Below are 528 nucleotides of genomic sequence, written 5' to 3'. Positions count from 1 at the left end.
GACAACATTGCGCATCGCATCGTCGTCGGTGACGTCCGCCGAAACGGCGAGGATGTGGTCGGGGTGTTGCTCGACCAATTCGTGGAGCGGGTCGCTTCGCCGCGCGACAGCCACGACGTAGGCACCCCGTTGCGCCAACATCGAAGCGAATTGTCGCCCAAGGCCAGAGCTCGCCCCGGTCACGATCGCTACCTTGCCGGTGATGTCGAACAAGGGATCATTAATGACCCCGATAGCTGATGGGGAATCGCTCACGAACATCTCTCCTAGTATTCCCGGGCTCGTCTTCATAGCTCTCGTCGCCGATGGCACGAGTACCGCTCGGCGCAGTCGAGCGCCCAGCGGTTCTTCTCGTCAGGCGCGCTTTCCGAGTGCGCCAAAAGCTTCATAGGCGAGACCCAGTCCCAGCAGTTCGAGAACCTGCTTCTTGAGGGGCTGGACCATGAGGGCTCGCGTGAAACGAAGCGTGGTATCCGACTTCGCGGCAATTCCACGCGCGATCTGACGTGCACGCTCGAGGACCTGATC

1 protein-coding gene is annotated in these 528 nt (G+C 61.2%); it reads right to left on the bottom strand.

Going from position 1 to position 528, the window contains the following annotated elements; genetic code table 11:
* The coding region (locus AC1DWT_RS51825; protein WP_477926349.1) for an SDR family oxidoreductase at positions 1-255 on the bottom strand (255 nt) is incomplete at its 3' end.
* Between the last annotated feature and the right edge of the window lie 273 nt (positions 256-528).

The organism is Rhodococcus sp. P4_B6, assembly GCF_056402215.1.
The sequence above is the reverse complement of the archived record's forward strand: the minus strand, read 5'-3'. Positions and strand labels throughout refer to the sequence as shown.